The sequence below is a fragment of the Pseudomonas sp. HR1 genome, from assembly GCF_030175875.1.
Lineage (GTDB): Bacteria > Pseudomonadota > Gammaproteobacteria > Pseudomonadales > Pseudomonadaceae > Chryseomonas > Chryseomonas oryzihabitans.
The window spans coordinates 396,704-410,588 of the sequence record NZ_JASNRF010000002.1 but is presented as its reverse complement, the minus strand read 5'-3'; the positions used below and the strand labels follow the sequence as shown (position 1 = coordinate 410,588).

Below are 13,885 nucleotides of genomic sequence, written 5' to 3'. Positions count from 1 at the left end.
CGCGCCGGAGCCGCAGGCAGAGGAATCTCACCATGCAACAACACGTCGGCAGTTACTACGCGGCTTCGCGCAACATCCACACCGAGTATCCAATGCTCCAGGGCAGTGTCGACAGCGACGTCTGCATCATCGGCGCCGGTTACACCGGGCTTTCCACCGCGCTGTTCCTGCTGGAGCACGGCTTCAGCGTGACGGTGCTGGAAGCGGCGCGGGTCGGCTTCGGCGCCTCCGGGCGCAATGGCGGCCAGATCGTCAACAGCTACAGCCGCGACATCGATACCATCGAGCGGCAGTTGCCGGCCAAGCAGGCGCAACTGCTGGGCGAGATGGCCTTCGAGGGCGGTCGCATCATTCGTGAGCGCATTGCTCGCTATGGCATCCAGTGCGATCTGAAGGATGGTGGCGTGTTCGCGGCCCTGACCGGCAAGCAGCTCGGTCACCTGGAAGCCCAGCAGAAGCTCTGGGAGCGCTACGGCCATACCCAGCTGCAGCTGCTCGACAAGGCCGGCATCGGCAGGGTGGTCGGCACCGATCGCTACCTGGGTGGCCTGCTGGACATGAGCGGCGGCCATATCCACCCGCTCAACCTGGCCCTAGGCGAGGCGGCGGCCGTGGCGTCCCTCGGCGGCAAGATCTACGAGCAAAGCGCGGCCACCCGCATCGACCGCGGTGCCAACCCCGTGGTGCATACCGCTCAGGGTCAGGTGAAGGCGCGCTTCGTGGTGGTCGCCGGCAACGCCTACCTGGGCGGGCTGGTGCCGGAACTGGCCGCCAAGTCCATGCCCTGCGGCACCCAGGTGCTCACCACCGAGCCGCTGTCCGAGGAGCTGGCGCGCAGCCTGCTGCCCCAGGACTATTGCGTCGAGGACTGCAACTACCTGCTCGACTACTTCCGCCTCAGCGCCGATCGCCGGCTGATCTACGGCGGGGGCGTGGTCTATGGCGCGCGGGATCCGGCGGACATCGAGGCCATCATCCGGCCGAAGATGCTGCAGACCTTTCCGCAACTCAAGGGCGTGAAGATCGATTTCACCTGGACCGGCAACTTCCTCCTGACGCTGTCGCGCCTGCCCCAGGTGGGCCGCCTCGGCGACAACATCTACTACTCCCAGGGCTGCAGCGGTCACGGCGTCACCTACACCCACCTGGCCGGCAAGGTGCTGGCCGAGGCCCTGCGCGGCCAGGCCGAGCGCTTCGATGCCTTCGCCGGCCTGCCGCACTATCCCTTCCCGGGCGGGCAACTCCTGCGCGTGCCCTTCACCGCTCTGGGCGCGACCTACTACCAGTTGCGCGATCGCCTCGGTATCTGACCCTGTCCGCCCGCCGCGTACCGGCGGGCACTCTGGAGATAAGCCATGTCCCCTATGCCCCTCATCGGCGTGACGGCGTGCCGGCAGACGCTCGGCAAATACGATTCCCATACCGTCGGCGACAAGTACGTCGAGGCGGCGGGTCATGCCGGCGTGCCGGTGGTGCTGCCGGCGCGCAGCGTGCCGAGCGATCCGCAGGCGCTACTGGCGCACCTGGACGGTCTGCTGTTCACCGGCTCGCCATCCAATGTCGAGCCCCATCACTACCAGGGACCGGCGAGTCTCGCCGGCACCCACCATGATGCCGCGCGCGACGCCTACACCCTGCCGCTGCTGCGCCTGGCCATCGACCGCGGCATTCCGGTGTTCTGCATCTGCCGCGGCTTTCAGGAGCTGAACGTGGCCCTGGGTGGCAGCCTGCACCAGCGCGTCCAGGAACTGCCCGGGCACGACGATCACCGCGAGCCCCAGAGCGAGCTGCTCGCCGAGCAGTACGCACCCACCCATCCGGTCACGGTGCCGCCGGGCGGGGTGTTCGAGCGCCTCGGCCTGCCGGCCAGCTTCCAGGTGAATTCGCTGCACAGCCAGGGCATCGCGCGCCTGGCGCCCGGGCTGCGCATCGAGGCCCAGGCGCCGGATGGCCTGGTGGAAGGGGTATCCCTGGCCGACGCCCCCGGTTTCGTCGTCGGAGTGCAGTGGCATCCCGAGTGGAATTTCCGCGACAACCCCGAATCCCTGGCGCTGCTGGACGCCTTTCGCGACGCCTGCCAGCGCCATGCCGCCGCGCGCTAGGCACCTTGCCGCACACGCCGCACTCTGAATAACAAGACCAACAGCAGGACAGAGACCTATGACCGAACAGCGCAAGGGCACGCCGGCCGGCGGCTCGGACACCGCCGGGCCGGCCGCCCTGGCCGATCCGTCCGCCAAGGGCCTGGCCGCCGGCTCCCTCGGGCTGCTCGCCTGCGTGGTGCTGGGCATTTCCACCATCGCCCCCGTCTACACCCTGACCGGCGCCCTGGGCCCCACCGTGCGCGAGGTAGGCGTCTATCTGCCCGCGGTCTTCATCGTCGGCTTCCTGCCGATGCTGCTGGTGGCCCTGGGGTATCGCGAGCTGAACGCGGTCGATCCGGACAGCGGCACCTCCTTTACCTGGTCGACCCGCGCCTTCGGTCCCATGATCGGCTGGATCGGCGGCTGGGGCCTGGTCACAGCCACCACCATCGTGCTGTCCAACCTCGCCGGGGTGGCGGTGGACTTCTTCTACCTGTTCCTCGCCCAGCTGAGCGGCCGGGCGGAGCTGGCGGCGCTGTCGCAGCACCTGCTGGTGAACGTCGTCACCTGTTGCGTCTTCATCGCCATCGCGGTCTGGATCAGCTGTCGCGGCATCGGCATGACCATGAGCGTCCAGTACGGCCTGGTGGCCTTGCAGCTGCTGGTACTGATCGGCTTTTCCCTGGCGGCCTTCAATGCCGCGCCCGAGGCGGCGCCGGTGGTCTTCCACCCGGAGTGGTTCAATCCCTTCAACGTCGAATCCTTTTCCGCCTTCGCGGCGGGGCTGTCGCTGTCGATCTTCATCTTCTGGGGCTGGGATGTCTGCCTCACGGTGAGCGAGGAATCGGTGGGCAGCCAGAAGGTGCCGGGGCGGGCGGCCACGGTCACGGTGCTGCTGATCCTGCTGCTGTACCTCTTCACCGCGGCGGCGACCCTGCAATTCGCCGGCATCAGCGAAGCCGGCCTGGGCCTGGGCAATCCGGAGATCCAGGAAAACGTCTTCGCCCACCTGGCCGGTCCGGTAATGGGGCCGCTGGCGATCCTGATGTCCATTGCGGTGCTGGCCAGCACCGCCGCCTCGCTGCAGTCCACCTTCATCTCCCCGGCGCGCACCCTGCTGGCGATGGGGTACTACGGCGCGGTGTCGCGGCGCTTCGCCCATATCTGCCCGAGATCGCGCACGCCGCGCTATGCCACCATCGCCGCGGGCATCGCCACCGGCGGCTTCTATGTGGTCATGCGCACCCTGAGCGACAACGTCCTCGCGGACACCATCACCGCCCTGGGCATGATGATCTGCTTCTACTACTCGCTGACCGCCTACGCCTGCGTCTGGTACTTCCGCCGCAGCCTGTTCGACAGCCTGCGCCATGCGCTGCTGCGTGGCCTCTGCCCGTTGCTGGGCGCCATCATCCTCTCGGTGATCTTCTGGCAGACCGCCATCGCCAGCCTCTCGCCGGACTTCGGCAGCGGCTCCCACCTCGGCGGCATCGGCCTGGTGTTCATCATCGCCGTGACGATCCTGGCACTGGGCCTGGTGCTGATGCTGTTCGCCCGCTGGCGCGCGCCGGCGTTCTTCCAGGGCGAGACCCTGGAGGCACAGCCGCACCAGGGCTGAAGAGGCGGGCAGGGCGCCCGCACCCCGGGGTCAGTGACCCATGACCGCTGAGCCGCTCGCCCGGGTGCCGGCGGGAAAGCCGTGGCGCCGGGCAGTGGCGGCGATGGCCAGGGCGCTCAGGGACAGCGCCACCACCGCCCAGCTCAGCGCCTGGGGGCCGATGCCGTCCAGCAACAGGCCGCCGAGGATGCCGCCCCCGGCGATGGCGCTGTTCCAGGTCACCACGTTCATCGCCAGAGCAGCATCGGCGCCACTCCCCGCGGTATCCGCCAGGGCGGTCTGCAGCAGGGTGGCCGCACCGCCAAAGGTCAGGCCCCAGCCAAAGACGCCCAGGTACTGCAGCGGCGCCGAGTCACGATTGAGTCCCAGCAGCAGCGCGATCGCGGCGAAGCCGAGGAGACTCAGCAGCACCGCTCGCCGCAGGCTGTGGTCGACGATCCGCCCGGTGATCCAGATCCCCAGCAACGAGGCCGCCCCGAAGGTCAGCAGCACCCGGTCGACCTGGTCGCCCAGCCCGGCCTGGGCGACGAAGGGGGCGATATAGGTGTAGAGCAGGTTGTGGGCCAGCATCCAGGTAAAGACCACGCCGAGGATGGCGCGAATGCCGGGCGTGGCGAACACCTGGCGCAGCGGCAGGCGCTGACCCTCGGTCTGCCCGGGATAGTCGGGCACCTTGGCCAGCACCCAGACGATCAGGCCGAGGGTGAGGGCGGACATGCAGGCAAAGGCCAGCCGCCAGCCCAGCAGCCCGCCCAGCCAGGTCCCCAGGGGTACGCCCAGCGACAGGGCGACCGGCGTGCCGAGCATGGCGATGGCCATCGCCCGCCCTTGCAGGCGCGGCACTACCAGGCGCCGGGCATAGCCGGCCAGCAGACTCCAGGCGAGGCCGGCCGCGGCCCCGGCGGCGAAGCGGACGACCAGGGTCAGCGGATAGCTGGAGGAGAGCGCGGTGAGGGTGTTGAACAGCAGAAAGCCCAGGATGGTCGCCAGCAGCACCCGGCGACGCCGCCAGCGCGCCGTCGCCAGGGTGAGGGGGATGGCGGCAGTCAGCGAGCCGGCGGCATAGGCGGTCACCGTCTGCCCGGCCAGCGCATTGGAGACCTGGAGTCCCTGGGCGATCTCGGGGAGCAGGCCGGCGGGCAGGGTCTCGGTCATGATGCAGATGAAGCCGGTCATCGCCAGCGCCAGCAGCGCGGCGACTGGCAGGCGTTCAGGGTTGGGGGTCGCGGTCACGGCTAGGCTCCTTAGATATGTATCGATCGGTATATATCTAAGGAGCAGGTCCTCCAGCTGGTCAATGAATTCTGTATCGTCTAGTATAAAAATCGATTTTGACGAGGAGTACGGCTGTGGCTCAGGTGGGGCGTCCGCGGTCCTTCGACCGCACCCAGGCAATCGATGACGCGATGCTGCTGTTCTGGCGCTATGGCTATGAGGCGACCTCCCTGAGTCGGCTCAAGGCGGCGATCGGCGGCGGCATCACCGCGCCCAGCTTCTATGCGGCCTTCGGTTCGAAGGAGGCGCTGTTCAAGGAGGTGGTCGCCCGCTACATGGAGACCCATGGCCGGGTGAACGATCCGCTGTTCGACGAGACCCTGGCCCCGCGGGAGGCGATTGCCTCGGCCCTGTCTCGCTCGGCGCGGATGCAGTGCGACGAGCGCCTGCCCAAGGGCTGCCTGGTGGCGCTCGGCACCCTGGGCTCCTATGCGGATGAAGACTCCAGCATTCCGCTGCCCCTGCGCGAGGCCCGTGCCCGGATCCGCGCCGGTCTGCTGGCCTGCGTCAGGCACGGTATCGACCGTGGCGATCTCGCGGCGGGCACCGAAGCGCCTGTCCTGGCGACGCTGTTCGAAGGCTTGCTGCTGGGCATTTCACCCATGGCGCGGGATGGCGTGGCGTTGTCCGTGATCGAGGGCGCCATCGCCCTGGCGCTGACGCTCTGGGACGCTCATCGGCCGTGATCGCACGGGGGTGGCGTCAGGGCGCCTGCCGTTCTGCGCTGGGCATGGCGGGCAAGGGGTCTGCCAGGGCTATGCGGTCGATGACGTCCTGGTAGGGGACGAGATCGAGAAAGGCCTCGACCTGGGTCGCCCGTGCCCCGTCCATCCTGAAGATCCACACGTATTCGTTGCGATAGGGCGCGCCATCGCGCGCGGTGGCCGTGCCCATCCAGCGCACCACGACCTGATCCTCGCGTGCCCAGATGCCCTCGACCCGGGGCACGATGGGCGTGGCCAGGCGCTGCGCGAAGGGGCGGACGGCGCGTTGCAGAAAATCCTCGCGGCCATGGTAGGTGCCCGCTGCCGGACCGCTGCCCCGGATGGTCCAGACCACCGTGGGCGAGAGCAGGTCGTCGAACAGACTGCCGCGGCCCGCGCTCCAGTTCGCGAAGGCCCGTTCGACCAGGCGTTGGTTGCGTTCAGCGGTGGATTCGGCGGCTGCGACGCCGCTCCAGAGAACACTCAAAAGGGCGAGCGCCAGCAGCGCGCTCCCGGTCAGACGTTTGGTTGGATTCATGGCGGTAGGCTCGTGCAGGACGGAGTGGAGGTGGGCAGCGGCGCCGGCAAACGGCACCTGCCTGGAACCCACCTTAGGCCGCTGACGGCGTCCGCATAACCGGCCCGGGGCTGGACACTCCGGTTAGCGCGCCTTGACGCCAGGGGTCACCCTCGATTCCGGCCGCCGGGTGAAGCCTGGCGGCCAGCGTCCACGCCTTCTGTCTCAACCCACCAGCGGCGGCGTCCGCGGCGGTATCTGGCGCTTGAGGCCGGTCGCCTCGTAGGCGGCGGCCAGGCGCAGCAGGTTGGCGTCGTCATAGGCGCGACCGGCGAAGGTCAGGCCCACCGGCATGCCGATGTCGGCCATCACGCCCATGGGCACGGTCACGGTCGGCACGCCCAGGTGGCGGATGGCGAGGTTGCCGTTGGCGACCCAGACGCCGTTGCTCCAGGCGATGTCGGCCGAGGCGGGATTGATCTCGGCATCCGCCGGGGCCACGTCGGCCACGGTAGGAAAGAGCACCGCGTCCAGGCCCTGGGCCTCGAGCCAGTCTTCCAGGTCCAGCTTGCGCGTCCGTTCCAGGCCGCGCAGACCGTCGGGGAGGGTGGTGATCTGCTCCAGGGTCTTGAGCCCCCGCTCGGCCATGCGCACGTATTCGGCCATGCCGGCGGCCAGGTCGCCTTCCCGGTTGGGCAGGGTGCCGGGCTCGTGGGGAAAGATCAGTTCGCCGTCGACGTCCACCAGGCGATTGAGTTTGGGATCATTGTTGTCGCGCAGGAAGGTGTCGAAGCCCCAGGCGGACAGGTCCCAAAGTTCGTCATGGAGAAACTCCCGGGAGACGATGCCGCGGTTGAACACCGTGGGCGCGCCGGGGCGGTCGCCTTCGCAATTGGAGACCAGCGGGAAGTCCACCTCGATCACGCTGGCGCCGGCCGCTTCCAGCGCCGCGCGGGCCTGTTCCCAGAGGGCGATCACCGAGTCGCGGGTCTGGATGCGCTGGCCGGTGGGACCGCCGATGCCGGGATTCTCGCTGGTGCCGGCGTCCGGATCCTGGTTGATGAACATGCGCGGCACGCCCAGGCGCTTGCCGGCCAGAGCATTGGGACCGGTGGCCAGGGCCGGGTAGGACGCCGGACGTACCGCCGAGGCCAGCGGCAGCGGCACCCAGGGTTGCAGGCGCCAGAGGTCGCCGGAGGTATCGGGATCGTCGGCCACCACCACGTCGAGCACTTCCAGCAGATCGGCCATGGTGCGGGCATAGGGCACCACCACGTCCATGGTCGGCGTCAGCGGCCAGTTGCCGCGCACCGAGATGATTCCGCGCGAGGGGGTGTAGGCGCACAGGCCGTTGTTGGACGCCGGGCCGCGGCCGCTGGACCAGGTTTCCTCGGCCAGGCCGAAGGCGGCGAAGCTGGCCGCGGTGGCGGTGCCAGCGCCATTGGAGGAGCCGGAGGCGAAGGGCGCGGTCAGGTAGCCGGCATTGTAGGGACTTTCCGCGCGGCCATAGACGCCGCGCTGCATGCCGCCGTTGGCCATGGGCGGCATGTTGGTCTTGCCCAGGCAGATGGCGCCTGCAGCACGCAGCCGCTCGATGGTGAAGGCGTCGCGCTGGGCGACCAGGTCCTTGAAGGCCGGGCTGCCGGAGGCGGCGGTGAGGCCCTTGACCAGGTAGCTGTCCTTGGCCGTGTAGGGGATGCCGTCCAGCGGCCCCAGGGTCTCGCCACGGGCGCGCCGGCGATCGGACGCGGCCGCTTCGGCCAGGGCCTCGGGATTGCGCACCACCACGGCATTGAGCGCGGTGGCGCTGGTGGGTGGATCGTAGGCGTCGATCCGGGCCAGGTAGGCCTCGACCAGCGCTACCGCAGTGGTCTGGCCGGTTTCGAGTGCGCGACGCAACTCGGCGATGGAGCGTTCGGTAACTTCGATCATGGTGGGTCGCCGTTGAGGATTCCACGGTACGGGACAGGCGGCTGCCAGAGATCCCGGGAGAAAAAAGCACCGCTGCAGTGTACACCCGAAGCCCACCGCCTTTTGATTGCGTCCGCGCATGGAAGCCTTGCCGGACCGCCCATGCAGGTTGAGCTGTCGGCCTCTATGCTTGGCGTTAACTCAACCCGTTGGCCACGCCGGGAGGCGATCCCGTGGCCGGAGTCGATCATGCTGAAATGGCTGAGCAACGAGCGCAGCGTGCTGCGCTTTTCCATTGCCGTCACGGTGCTGCTGGCGGCCGTGGGTATCGCCTTCGGGGTGCTGTCCGGTTCCTATGCCATCGTCTTCGACGGCTTCTATTCGCTGACCGACGCCTTCATGAGCGGCGTGGCGCTGCTGGTGGCCATGCTGATCCACCGGCATGCGCAGGAACCGGAGGGCGATCGGCGGTTGGCCGAGCGCTTCAACATGGGTTTCTGGCACCTCGAACCCATGGTCCTGGCGCTCAACGGCAGCGTGCTGTGCATCGTGGCCTGTTACGCGCTGGTCAACTCGATCATCAGCCTGATGAGTGGCGGCAAGGCACTGGCATTCGGCATGGCGCTCCTCTATGCGCTGGTCGCGGCCTTGAGTTGCTTTGGATTCGCCGCCCTGGTGCACCGGTTGAACCGCGACATCCAGTCGGACTTCCTCAGGCTCGACATCAAGAGCTGGATCATGTCGGGCAGCATCTCGGCTGCCCTGGTGGTGGCCTTCCTGATCGGCGCCCTGGCCCAGGGCACGGTCTATGCCTGGATCACGCCCTACATCGATCCCCTGGTGCTGTCGATCATCTGCGTGCTGATCATCCCCATACCGCTCAGGCTGGTCTGGCAGGCCGTCAGGGAGATCCTCATGGTGACCCCGCCGGAGCTCAAGCGGCAGGTCGATGAAGTCGCCCGGGGCATGGTCACGCGCTTCGGCTTTCTCGACTATCGCGCCTATGTGGCCAAGGTCGGCCGGGCGCGGCAGATCGAGCTTTACTTCATCGTGCCCCTGGGGTGGCCGGCCAAGACCCTGGACGAATGGGACGCCATCCGCGACCAGATCGGCGAGGCCATTGGCGGCGAGGGGCCGGACCGCTGGCTGACCATCGCCTTCACCACCGATCCGGCCTGGTCGCGCTAGCGCTGCACTACTGGCGCGCCGTGCAGAGGCGTTCGACGTCCGCGGCCAGTTGCTGGAGGATGACGCGGTCCTCGGCCTGGCCAAGGGTGGCCTCGGCGCGGGTCAGCGCCAGGCGCGAATGGCGCAGGCACTCGCGCCTGATCCGGGCATCGCCCTGGACCGCCAGGCGCCCCAGGGCTTTCTGCAGCCGCATGCCCACTTCCACCAGCGGCGCCGCATCGCGACCCACCGGCAGGAAGAAGTCGTCGAACAGGTCATCCAGCGATAGCTCCGGCACCTCGATCCGCGGATAGCGGGGTTCGACCGCTTCCCGCGGCTCGGTGAGCGCCGTCAGCAGCCGTTGCGCGCGACCGAGGATGGCGATGGCGGTGCCCGAGTCGCTGCGCGAGGGCACCAGCGCCCCGGTGGCGATCTCGCCCAGCACCGTCAGGCCGAAGCGCGGATCCTGGTCGTGTACCCGGCGGGCATCCAGGGTGAAGGCGGCGCGCAGGCGCTGGTCCTTTTCCGGTGGCAGGCCCTCGACCCAGAGCAGCGGCTGCGCCGGATCGAGAAAGGCGCCGGGCAGGGCGGCCAGGCGCAGGCGACCCTGGTCACCGCAGAGGTCGGCCAGCAGTGGCATGTCCACCCGTTGCAGATAGCCGGTGCGGTCGGCCATGACCGGGCGGCCACGGGCGGGCTCATCGACGGGCGCCGCCACTCCGCCCAGGTAGGGCTGGGCCAGCCAGCGCTGCAGACTGTGTCTGGCGGCGTCCTCGATGCTGTCGCTGGTGGCATCCAGTTGGCCCAGTCGCGAGAGATGGTCGATCCAGCGCAGCAGGGTAAAGACGATCAGCAGGATCACCACCAGGGTCACGGCGAAGAGCACCACCCGGCCGTTGTCGCCGTAGAGCCCGGTGCTCAGGGCGATGATGCCGACCAGGCTGAACAGGAAGGAGCCGAGAAAGGTGGCCAGGGCGTTCTGGGTGGTGCTGTCTTCCAGGAGCAGCGGATAGGCACGGGGCGTCACGCTGCTGGCGGCGGCGTTGTAGGCCGTCACCATGGTGCTGAGGGAAAAGGTGGTCACCGCCAGCATGCTGCTGGCGATGATGGTGAGGATCTTGTCGACCGCATCGGCGCCGACCTTGGCCGGCAGCGAGGTCGGGATATGGTCGCGCAGGAGCAGGGCGAGGAGGGCGGTCGCCACCCCGGCGACCGAGAACAGGGTGGCGCGAAACCACAGGCGTCGCTGCAGTCCGCGCAGGACCCAGCCCAGGCGGGCCAGCACCGCGCGTCAGCCCATGGCCGGCGGTACGGGGGTGGCGCTCAGCTGGGCGAGACGCTGGTCGGCCTGCTGCTGGAGCTTGTCGCGCATCTGCCGGGCGGCCTCCCGGGCGTCACCGGATTTCAGGCCATTGCGGTCGGCGTCCACGGTGGTGAGCACGGCGCCCAGGGCGCCATGCACCAGGCGGCCACCGGCCAGGGTGTCGCTGCGCAGCGGCTCGACGGTGAGCGGCGTGGCCGTGACGGCCAGGTCCAGGGCCTCCAGGCACAGCTGGGCGGTGGCGATGGGGATCTGCACGGCATTGGCCGCGGCCAGATTGAGCGCCTGCTGGCGGCGTTCGCCCTCGGCACTGGCGCCGCTGGCCTGGCGATCGGCTTCCAGGTAGTTGGCGAAGGCCTGCACATCGGCATCGGCACAGGTGCTCAGGGCTTCCTGCAGGCGCTCGCCGACGGTGATCAGGTCGGCGTGGCGGGTCACCGGTTGGCGCTGCTGGCTGAGCTTGAGGCCCTTTAGGATCAGGGCGACACCCAGGCAGGCCGCCACCGTAGCCGCCGCGCCACTGCCCGGGGTGGGCAGGGTGGAGCCGGTGCCGTCGCGGAACTGGGCGAGGGTCTGCTGCCAGAGAGTAGAGGTTTCGTTCATGCCAACCGCCTGCAAGCAAAGGGTAAGGGATTCGGTCACGACCGAACGCTGTTTGGATCGTGCGAAACGGCTGAGGTTCGCAAGCTAAGTGCAATAAGCGACAGGCTTTATTTCGATTTACGTCGTACCTCGGCCGGCGTTTCGGTTAAGGTGATCCTGAAACAATAAGTTACAAGGAGTCACCTGTGGATCCTGCTGCGCTCGCCTGGGTCGCCCATGACACCCGGCTGATCTTCTGCTGCCTGGCCGCCATTCTGGCCATCGTCCTGCTCATCGGCGTCACCCGTCTGCCCCCCTTCCTGTCCATTCTCATCGGCACCTTCATCGCCGGGCTGGGCGCCGGCTTGCCCGCCGAGGCCGTGGCCAAGGCCTTCAGCAAGGGCGCGGGTGGCATCCTCGGCGAGGCCGGCATCATCATCGCCCTGGGCTCCATGCTCGGCGCGCTGATGGCCGAGTCCGGCGCCGCCGACCGCATCGCCAGTACCCTGCTGGGGCTGGGCAAGGGCCGCAGCCTGCCGTGGGTGATGGCGCTGGTGGCCATGGTCATCGGCCTGCCGCTGTTCTTCGAAGTGGGCCTTGTGCTGATGGTGCCCATCATCTTCGTCATGGCGCAGCGCTCCGGGCAGCCGCTGCTGCGCATCGCCATTCCGGCGCTGGCCGGGATGACCACCCTGCATGCCCTGCTGCCGCCGCATCCCGGTCCGCTCATTGCGGTCGGGGCGCTGCACGCGGACCTCGGCCTGACGATGCTCCTGGGGCTGGCGATCGCCATCCCGGCGGTGATCCTGGCCGGCCCGCTGTACGGCGGCTGGCTGTCGCGGCGCATGACCATCCAGCCGCCGGCGGAACTGGGCGAGCTGTTCAGCGCCCGCGACCAGCACGCCCGCCAGCCGGGTTTCGGCCTGTCGCTCCTGGTGATCCTGCTGCCGGTGCTGCTGATGCTGGGCAGCACCTTCGCCAAGGTCGCCCTGGATCCCCACAGCGGTCTGGCGGAGGGGCTGAAGTTTCTCGGTGAACCCCTGATCGCCCTGGGTCTCGCCGTGCTGGCGGCCACGGTGCTGCTCGGCTGGGGCAGCGGCATGCCGCGCGAGCGCGTCGGTGGCGTGCTGCGCAAGAGCCTGGCACCCATCGCCGCGCTTCTGCTCACCATCGGCGCCGGCGGCGGCCTCAAGCAGACACTGCTCGACGCCGGCGTCAGCCATACCGTGGCCAAGGTGGCCGAAGGCGCCCATCTGCCCTACATCCTGCTGGCCTGGCTGATCGCCGTGGCGCTGCGCCAGGCGACCGGTTCGGCGACGGTGGCCACCACCACCACGGCCGGGATCCTCGCGCCAGTAGTGGCCGGGCTGGCCGGTCCCCAGGCTTCGCTGATCGCCCTGGCCATCGGCGCCGGTTCGGTGTTCTTCTGCCATGTCAACGACGCCGGCTTCTGGATGGTGCGCGAATACTTCGGCCTGGAGCTCAAGCAGACGCTGTGGGTCTGGTCGGTGCTGCAGACGCTGGTTTCCGTCACCGGCCTCGCGGGTACGCTATTGTTGTCGCTCTGGCTCTAGCTGAGAGGTGCCCATGGAGACCGCTCCCACCCTGAACCGCCCGCGCCGCCGCGATCTGTTCCTGGGCTTCTTCGGCCTGGGTATCACGGCCTTCGGCGGGGTGTTGCCGCTGGCGCGGCGCTACCTGGTGGAGAAGCGTCGCTGGCTGTCGGCGGAGGAATTCACCGAGTTGCTCGGTCTCTGCCAGTTCCTGCCGGGCGGCAACATCATCAACCTCTCGGTGGCCGTGGGCATGAGATTCGCCGGCTGGAGCGGCGCCCTGGCCGCTGCCGCCGGACTGCTGGTGGGGCCGACCCTGGTGGTGGTCGGCCTGGGCGTGCTCTATGACCGCTACCACGACGATCCGTTGGTGGGGCGCGCCTTCGCCGGACTCGCCGCCGCGGCGGCCGGGCTGCTGGTGGCCATGGCCGTCAAGCTGGTCCAGCCCCTGCGCGGTCGCTGGCTGGCCCTGGGCATCGCCTGCCTGGCCTTTCTCGCCCTGGCGCTGCTCAAACTGCCGCTGCTCTGGACCATGCTGGTGCTCACCCCCATCAGCGTGCTGCTCAGCTATCGGCAGGGCCTATGAGCACGACTCTGCTGGCCCTGGCGCTGATCTTCACCCAGCTGTCGCTGCTGGCCTTTGGCGGCGGTAACTCGGTGCTGCCGGAGATGCAGCGCCAGGTGGTGACGGTGCACGGCTGGATGAGCGCCGCCGACTTCGCCGCCCTGTTCGCCCTGGCCCAGGCCGCGCCCGGTCCCAACCTCATGATCGTGCCGCTGATCGGCTGGCACGTGGCCGGCTGGCCGGGGCTGCTGGTGACCTCCCTGGCCAAGTTCGTGCCGTCCTCGCTGCTGACCCTGGGCGTGCTACACCTCTGGCAGCGCTTCGCCGATCGCCCCTGGCGGCGGCATCTGCAGGCCGGGCTGGTGCCGGTCACCGTCGGCCTGGTGGCGGCCAGCGCCTGGCTGGTGGGCAGCAGCGTGGCCACCGCGCCGCTGTGGGTGCTGATCCTGGCCGCAGGCGCCCTGGGCTCGCTGTTCACCCGTTGGCATCCGCTGTGGCTGCTGGCCGGCGGGGCCCTGGTCGGGGTGCTGTTCGGACCCTGAACCGCGAGGGGCCCCAGGCACTGCCGGACGCGGATAGCGTCGAAGT

The 13,885-nt window shown here is 68.9% G+C and carries 13 protein-coding genes; 8 read left to right on the top strand and 5 right to left on the bottom strand.

Annotated features, from left to right (window positions below; all coding sequences use genetic code 11):
• Window positions 1–32 precede the first annotated feature (32 nt).
• Genes QKY98_RS09210 through QKY98_RS09200 form a run of 3 tightly spaced genes read left to right on the top strand, consistent with a single transcriptional unit; the run spans window position 33 to window position 3,702 of the window.
• Complete coding sequence (locus QKY98_RS09210; RefSeq protein WP_502945080.1) at window positions 33–1,310, top strand: NAD(P)/FAD-dependent oxidoreductase; 1,278 nt, start codon at window positions 33–35, stop codon at window positions 1,308–1,310.
• Between the two features lie 45 nt (window positions 1,311–1,355).
• Window positions 1,356–2,102, top strand: coding sequence for a gamma-glutamyl-gamma-aminobutyrate hydrolase family protein (locus QKY98_RS09205; protein WP_145150402.1), 747 nt, complete (start codon window positions 1,356–1,358; stop codon window positions 2,100–2,102).
• A gap of 58 nt (window positions 2,103–2,160) precedes the next feature.
• Entirely contained in the window at window positions 2,161–3,702 is a 1,542-nt protein-coding gene (locus QKY98_RS09200; RefSeq protein ID WP_027599684.1) for an APC family permease, read from the top strand.
• Window positions 3,703–3,732: 30 nt separating this feature from the next.
• Here the strand turns inward: QKY98_RS09200 and QKY98_RS09195 are convergent, their stop codons facing one another.
• On the bottom strand, window positions 3,733–4,878 hold the full coding sequence (locus QKY98_RS09195) for an MFS transporter (RefSeq protein ID WP_284670940.1): 1,146 nt from the start codon (window positions 4,876–4,878) through the stop codon (window positions 3,733–3,735).
• A gap of 173 nt (window positions 4,879–5,051) precedes the next feature.
• On the opposite strand from QKY98_RS09195, the gene QKY98_RS09190 reads away from it, so the two are divergent.
• On the top strand, window positions 5,052–5,663 hold the full coding sequence (locus QKY98_RS09190; RefSeq protein ID WP_284670735.1) for a TetR/AcrR family transcriptional regulator: 612 nt from the start codon (window positions 5,052–5,054) through the stop codon (window positions 5,661–5,663).
• A gap of 16 nt (window positions 5,664–5,679) precedes the next feature.
• On the opposite strand, the gene QKY98_RS09185 is transcribed toward QKY98_RS09190, so the two are convergent.
• Window positions 5,680–6,219 (bottom strand): nuclear transport factor 2 family protein, encoded by a 540-nt coding sequence (locus QKY98_RS09185; protein ID WP_284670734.1) that lies wholly within the window; start codon window positions 6,217–6,219, stop codon window positions 5,680–5,682.
• Window positions 6,220–6,423: 204 nt separating this feature from the next.
• Window positions 6,424–8,130 (bottom strand): amidase, encoded by a 1,707-nt coding sequence (locus tag QKY98_RS09180; RefSeq protein WP_284670733.1) that lies wholly within the window; start codon window positions 8,128–8,130, stop codon window positions 6,424–6,426.
• 228 nt (window positions 8,131–8,358) lie between these two features.
• Here QKY98_RS09180 and QKY98_RS09175 point away from each other — a divergent pair, with 228 nt between their 5' ends.
• On the top strand, window positions 8,359–9,297 hold the full coding sequence (locus QKY98_RS09175) for a cation diffusion facilitator family transporter (RefSeq protein ID WP_284670732.1): 939 nt from the start codon (window positions 8,359–8,361) through the stop codon (window positions 9,295–9,297).
• Between the two features lie 7 nt (window positions 9,298–9,304).
• Here the strand turns inward: QKY98_RS09175 and QKY98_RS09170 are convergent, their stop codons facing one another.
• Window positions 9,305–10,561, bottom strand: a complete 1,257-nt coding sequence (locus tag QKY98_RS09170) for a DUF2254 domain-containing protein (RefSeq protein ID WP_284670731.1) — start codon at window positions 10,559–10,561, stop codon at window positions 9,305–9,307.
• Window positions 10,562–10,567: 6 nt separating this feature from the next.
• Window positions 10,568–11,200 (bottom strand): cyclodeaminase/cyclohydrolase family protein, encoded by a 633-nt coding sequence (locus QKY98_RS09165; protein WP_027599677.1) that lies wholly within the window; start codon window positions 11,198–11,200, stop codon window positions 10,568–10,570.
• Between the two features lie 185 nt (window positions 11,201–11,385).
• Between QKY98_RS09165 and QKY98_RS09160 the strand changes: the two genes are divergently transcribed.
• Genes QKY98_RS09160 through QKY98_RS09150 form a run of 3 tightly spaced genes read left to right on the top strand, consistent with a single transcriptional unit; the run spans window position 11,386 to window position 13,839 of the window.
• Window positions 11,386–12,753 (top strand): GntT/GntP/DsdX family permease, encoded by a 1,368-nt coding sequence (locus QKY98_RS09160; protein ID WP_267398376.1) that lies wholly within the window; start codon window positions 11,386–11,388, stop codon window positions 12,751–12,753.
• A 13-nt stretch (window positions 12,754–12,766) separates the two neighbouring features.
• On the top strand, window positions 12,767–13,318 hold the full coding sequence (locus QKY98_RS09155; RefSeq protein ID WP_027602041.1) for a chromate transporter: 552 nt from the start codon (window positions 12,767–12,769) through the stop codon (window positions 13,316–13,318).
• Entirely contained in the window at window positions 13,315–13,839 is a 525-nt protein-coding gene (locus QKY98_RS09150; protein ID WP_007158686.1) for a chromate transporter, read from the top strand. Before QKY98_RS09155 ends, QKY98_RS09150 begins: the two co-directional genes overlap by 4 nt.
• The last annotated feature ends 46 nt before the right edge of the window (window positions 13,840–13,885 follow it).